The 6,000-nt window shown below is 40.5% G+C and carries 4 protein-coding genes; 2 read left to right on the top strand and 2 right to left on the bottom strand.

From position 1 onward, the window contains the following. Nucleotides 1-237 precede the first annotated feature (237 nt). Together V7K48_RS05600 and V7K48_RS05595 are read left to right on the top strand one after the other, a co-directional pair. Nucleotides 238-561 (top strand): hypothetical protein, encoded by a 324-nt coding sequence (locus V7K48_RS05600; protein ID WP_335070371.1) that lies wholly within the window; start codon nt 238-240, stop codon nt 559-561. Nucleotides 562-1,181: 620 nt separating this feature from the next. After that, nucleotides 1,182-2,273, top strand: a complete 1,092-nt coding sequence (locus V7K48_RS05595) for a nucleoside hydrolase (RefSeq protein ID WP_335070369.1) — start codon at nt 1,182-1,184, stop codon at nt 2,271-2,273. Between the two features lie 500 nt (nt 2,274-2,773). Here the strand turns inward: V7K48_RS05595 and dxs are convergent, their stop codons facing one another. Then, entirely contained in the window at nt 2,774-4,681 is a 1,908-nt protein-coding gene (gene dxs / locus V7K48_RS05590; protein WP_335070367.1) for a 1-deoxy-D-xylulose-5-phosphate synthase, read from the bottom strand. 824 nt (nt 4,682-5,505) lie between these two features. Beyond that, nucleotides 5,506-5,952 (bottom strand): hypothetical protein, encoded by a 447-nt coding sequence (locus tag V7K48_RS05585; RefSeq protein ID WP_335070365.1) that lies wholly within the window; start codon nt 5,950-5,952, stop codon nt 5,506-5,508. Nucleotides 5,953-6,000 lie beyond the last annotated feature (48 nt).

Genomic DNA, 6,000 nt, shown 5'->3' with positions numbered 1-6,000 from the left:
CAGAAATGAGTGAAGCTGCTATATATGCTGTTATGACTCGTATTATGTTACGTCGTCTAGTCGTCTAAAGATTTACTTTATAAATGGTCTCTTATTAATCTTTTAGGCTTATTTAGGGATTTAGGCTTTTTAAGCTTGATTTTAAATTAAAAATTTTATGTTTAACTTATAATTTGGCATAACAGGTACTGAAGAACGAAGAAAACAATAGAGCCAAACATCTAAGAAGTGAAAAAAATGACACAAAAAATTATTTACGGAACAGTGGGTGAAGACGGAACAAAACAAACTGGACAAGGGTTTGAAGTTAAATCACCGGATACAGGAACCTATGTAATTACTTTTTTACAACCTTTTGTTGAACCTCCCAGTGTGGTAGCTACTTTGAAAGATTGGGGTGCTGATAATCAAATTATTGTTAAAGATATAACTCCAAACAAGGCAGAAGTTGCAATCTGGGATTTAGGAATTAAACAACAATCTGGTACAGGTTCTCCAGAACTCACAGTGACGAAAGAAAAATCAGCTTTTAATTTTATTGCCATTGGTGAAGGCAGTTAAGTGGGAATATTTCCCTAAAATTGATGTAGCGGTCACCCTACTACAATCTTTTTTTCCTGAATGAGAAGTTGTCTAACAAACCAATAACATCAGAACACTATTAGAGGATGTTTGAAAAGTCCTCTTGTCAGTAGCAAAATGTTCTAGATCCCTCTAAATCCATGCCACTTGCCCTACTTGGGGAGACCCCTTGGCGTTAGCCTCTCCCTTTGGGAGAAGACCGCAGTGACTCCCCGATAAATTGGGGGACTTTGATTCCGGTTCCCCCCTTAAAAAGCAGGGCGTTTCATTCCATTTCAAACAGGATTTGTCAAGATAGTTAGCGAGAAAATTGTAAGTGAGGGTGATGAGAAGATGAACTTTTAAGCACTTGAACAACAGTAAAATCGTTCATTTTCTTGGCACGCTGGTAACAAGATAATCAATTTTAAATCGCTATAACGCTTGATATTTAGCGCTCTTTAGGGAATGAAACAGCCCTACCTTAAAAAGGAGGGTTAGGGGGATTGAGAAGTGCCTAAAGTTACAGCAAAACACTTTTCAAACAACCTCTTAGATGAGCAAACTTTTTTGGGTCAATTCCCAAACTCAAATTGAAATCAAACCAGAAGTAAAGTTTCATGAAAAAGTCTTTTTTAAAAAGCCATCTTTGTTATTTACTTCTCTCTTCTTTAATACTGTTACTAACGCTGCCAATTGCTTTTGTGAGTCAACCTGCTTTTGGTAGTGCCTTGAATCGTACACCAGTAATTTTGGATGATGATGGTAGTCAGGATGGCATGACTGCTTGGGTGTACATATTGCAAAATCCCAAGTTTGAAGTCAAGGCTATGACCATAAGTCAGGGATTAGCCCACCCTCGAATATTTGGCAATAATCTCATGCGGATGCTGGCAAGACTTGGAATAACTGGAATACCCGTTGCTGTTGGTAGGGAGACACCCTTGTCAGGGAATAACGCTTTTTCGGATGCATTTCGAGCGGATACTGATACATTTTGGACTCCTTTTACCAACCTGCCAGATCAAGCCCTTGAAACTGTTGATCGAAGAAGTGCTGCTCAACTGCTTGTAGATACAATAAACAAGTCACCAAAGCCAGTGGAGATTTTAATGACTGGTTCTGCGACAAATATAGCAGAAGCACTGACGCTCGACCCAAGGATCACTAAAAAGATTTCTCGCCTACAAATTATGGGCGGTGCAGTCTTTATTCCAGGAAACCTTAGGGAACACCTTGACCCTATATTGAAACAAAACCAAGTTTCTGAGTTTAATATCTGGACTGATCCGGTAGCAGCACAAAAGGTATTTTCCGCAGGATTGCCAATATATCTAACTCCATTGGATGCGACTAACCAAATTGGGTTTACTCGAGCAGATCAAGCTGCATGGAAAGCAACTGGTACTCCTGAGAGCATTCTGGCATCACAATTCTTGAACTATGCTCTAACAAAGATTTCTGGAAATGACCCCTTGATTCCAAATCCAGCCTGGGATTTGGTTGCAGCTATTAACCTGAGCGAGCCATCATTTTGTCCAGAAATACCTCTGCATATAGAGGTGAATACAAATGGAAAACCAAAGGTCAACCAAAGGCAAACTGTTGCTATTCCCAATCAACCACCGAATATTAATGTTTGCTTAAATCCTAGTTTAGCTAACTTGCCATTTACCAGCCAAGAGTTATTCTCAGATAAGGCTAAACCCTAGTCTGTCCCAGAAGCTAATTTAGGGCTAGGTTATTGGCTGCTGGTGCGGCGAGTGCTATTTTATTGCCAAAGCGTTCATATAGGCAAACTGCCTAGAAATTTTGGAAACGTTTTCATTCGGGAATTATTTCTTTAAAGGAATTATTAATCAAGTCTGGATTTGAAATAAAGTGCGATCGCCTTAATTTATCTTCAAGTTGACGCTGCGATCGCTAAAAATAGTGGAAACATTATCTTTGCAAGGGAACTCAATGAAAGAGAAAAACTAATCAGTGATGGTTAGAATCCTCGTGCACTTGCGCCAGGGAGAATGTCAAGCAGTATAGTCTATCCTATCGTTGCTGATCACTGTCATAAGAAACAAGGAGTCAAATACCAGGAACTAATAGTCTAATTTTCAGTTTTCTCAATTTGGTATGAATTGGGGATTTCCAGTATCTTCATAAAAATAACCCCAAAGGCTGGGGTTATTTTCATAAAACTATTTTGATTTAGAATTAACTAGACAACAGCAGATAGTTGCTGTTGAAAGAAAGCTTCCAAGACTCTCTCTGCTATTTGATGGCTAGTTAAATTTAGTTCTGTCTTAGATTCATTGGGTTCAGCATGATCTACTAACACGTCTGGCACACCAAATCGCTTCACAGGAACTAAAATATCTGCATCCATTAAAGCTTCAGCGATCGCACTACCAAAGCCACCCATGATACAACCTTCCTCCAGGGTGATGACGCGGCCGATTTTTTTAGCCAAAGGCAAAATCAACTCGGTATCCAAAGGCTTAACGAAACGGGCATTAATTACAGTTGCTTCAATGCCGTGTTCACTGAGAATTTCAGCGGCTTGCATTCCTGGATAGACCATTGTGCCATAGCCGATGATTAACACGTCATCACCAGTGCGGAGAATTTCGCCTTTACCAATTTCCAAAGGTTCCCAACCTTCCTCCATCAAGGGGACACCGTAGCCATTGCCACGAGGGTAGCGCATAGCGATCGGGCCACTAATATGGTTAACACCAGTTACTACCATGCGTTGGAGTTCTGCTTCGTCTTTGGGTGCCATCATTACCATGTTGGGAATGCAACGCAGATAAGCGATGTCATACATACCCTGGTGGGTGGGGCCATCAGATCCGACAATTCCTGCCCTATCCAAGCAGAAGAATACTGGCAGATTTTGGATGCAGACATCATGAATTATTTGGTCATAGGCGCGTTGCAGGAAGGTAGAATAAATAGCGGCAACGGGGCGCATCCCTTCGGTTGCAAGTCCTGCTGCTAAGGTGATCGCGTGTTGTTCAGCAATACCAACATCAATATATTGATTGGGCAGTTTTGCTTGAAGTTTATCTAAGCCTGTCCCCGTTGCCATCGCCGCAGTAATCCCAATGATTTTTGGGTTTTGTTCAGCAAGTTTTACCAGAGTGTGAGAAAAGACTTTGGCATAAGCCGGAGGTTTGGGTTTAGTGGAAGGAATGGCTTTGCCAGTTGCTACGCTGAAGGGGCTTTGGGCGTGGTAGCCAACTTGATCTAGTTCGGCAATTTCATAGCCTTTGCCCTTGACTGTTGCTACATGTACCAAAACTGGGCCTGGTATCTGATGTGCCTGTTGGAAGGTGGCAATCAATTCTTCGAGATTATGCCCATCTACTGGCCCAATATAAGTAAAGCCGAGTTCTTCAAAAACTGCACCTACCTTGGGAACAGCCAAGCGTTTCATACCTTCTTTGATACGTCCGAGTTCGGGAGACAGGGATTCACCAACGAAGGGAATTTGCTTAAGCTGTTCCTCAAGATTATCTTTAATAAATTGCACCGGTTGGCTGAGGCGCATTTTGTTCAGATAGCGGGGAATTGCGCCCACGTTGCGAGATATAGACATGTCGTTGTCGTTGAGAACAACCAACAGGTTAGTTTTCGGCAAGTGTCCGGCATGGTTGATGGCTTCTAAAGCCATACCCCCAGTCAGCGCCCCATCGCCAATAACAGCAACGGCTTTAAATTTTTCCTCTTTCAAATCTCGCGCTAAAGCCATGCCCAATGCCGCTGAAATACTTGTAGAAGCATGTCCAGCCCCAAAATGGTCAAACTTGTTTTCACAGCGTTTGAGATAACCCGCAACTCCGTCTTTTTGTCTGAGTGTATGGAAGCGATCATAGCGTCCTGTAAGCAGTTTGTGGGGATAAGCCTGATGTCCTACATCCCAAATCACTTTATCCCGATCTAAGTCCAGTGTCTGGTAAAGTCCTAGTGTTAATTCCACAACACCCAACCCTGGCCCCAAGTGTCCACCATTAACTGCTACCGTTTGGAGATGCTTATCTCGAATCTGACGGGCAATCTGTTGCAGTTGGCGAACAGATAAACCGTGCAACTGATTAGGATGGGTGATTTCGCTCAGGTGCATATTATAAGGTTTTCCTCTCTAACTTCACGTTTTCGGTATTTTGATTTTCCCACGGTCGGGTTGTCCACATAATCAAACTCTTACATTGTTACTAAGTTGTAGTGGAAAGTATAACTTCGTAATTGATAATGGTGAAAATTTGTTACCCATTAACAATTCGTCAAAATAAGGTTGCAATCAGCTAAAGTTATAGCACATTTGTCAATAAGTAATGCTACTTAAACATTTTCTGTAATCCGTATAGAAAACCAAGTTTTTCAGGAGCCGTTTGCGGAAATTCCTTAAGTAGAACACTGACTTTTACATTTCAAGCTACTAGAAAAGAAAGTTAAATATCTCTTTGATAACTATATGTCCAGCATAATTGCTGGTAAATATTTAGCAATTATTTCTTCTCTTATTCGGTAACAGCAAGTAATTTTATTAGCGATCGCTAGTTCATATGGGTACGACAAATATGTATGTAAAAATACAAACCTATTTTAGCTATATTCAGTATTTGCTTAGTAAAATAATCTTCCTAAATTAATTATAAAATTTTGTCTTACTTTTTGCATAACTAGCAAATAACATGGTGTCTGTCTCTTAATAGACTTGTTGCTCATAGCCTTCTTCATTTATTTCAACCACAATTGTCTTTAGGGGCGTGCAGCGTCGCTCCTACCCTATGGTTTGATTACCTAAAAATTACTATAATAATATTTACCTAACCTTAAACTTTCCTAAATTATTTGTAAACAACGAGATTCCCGACTTATCTAAGAAGTCGGGAATCTAAGCCTTTCTATTTGAATGAAATCAAGTAGGATTGCTATATCTATTCTCTATTTACCAAAAGCATCCTTGATGTTTTCAACAGTACGTTCAACAACATTCTTTGTGTTATCTACTGCTTCTTTAGTGCGAGCCGAATCTTCGTCTGCTCTTCTCTGAATTGTAGCTGCATCTTTCTTAGCTTTGCGTTCAGCAAAACTACCATTGTCTGTTGTTTGATCAACTTTACTGGCATTGCTCCTTGCAGCTTCCTTAACTTTATCTGCCGTATCATCGATGAAATTTTTGGCTCGTCCAGCATCTCTACTGGTTTTTTCTTGAACTTTATCGCCTGCGTCTGCTGATGCGATGAAGGTTGCAGTAGGAGCAGCCATTGCTGAAGTGTTCGAGAAAAATGCACCTTGCCAAACAAAAGTGATCGCTAACATACAAACCAGTGTTGTAGCCATCCAGCGTTTTACCGTTGAAAGCTGTTTTGTCAAATAATTCAGTCTCATAGAATACAATCTCATGTCATTTAGCATACTATTTCTACTTCATTTAGC

The sequence above is a fragment of the Nostoc sp. genome, from assembly GCF_036919615.1.
Lineage (GTDB): Bacteria > Cyanobacteriota > Cyanobacteriia > Cyanobacteriales > Nostocaceae > Nostoc.
This window is presented reverse-complemented; position numbering and strand designations above follow the sequence as displayed.

Bases quoted from the DNA above. Each gene is read 5' to 3' on its own strand.
- V7K48_RS05585 (WP_335070365.1), bottom strand. From the start codon at position 5,952: ATGAGACTGAATTATTTGACAAAACAGCTTTCAACGGTAAAACGCTGG.
- dxs (WP_335070367.1), bottom strand. From the start codon at position 4,681: ATGCACCTGAGCGAAATCACCCATCCTAATCAGTTGCACGGTTTATCT.
- V7K48_RS05595 (WP_335070369.1), top strand. From the start codon at position 1,182: ATGAAAAAGTCTTTTTTAAAAAGCCATCTTTGTTATTTACTTCTCTCT.
- V7K48_RS05600 (WP_335070371.1), top strand. From the start codon at position 238: ATGACACAAAAAATTATTTACGGAACAGTGGGTGAAGACGGAACAAAA.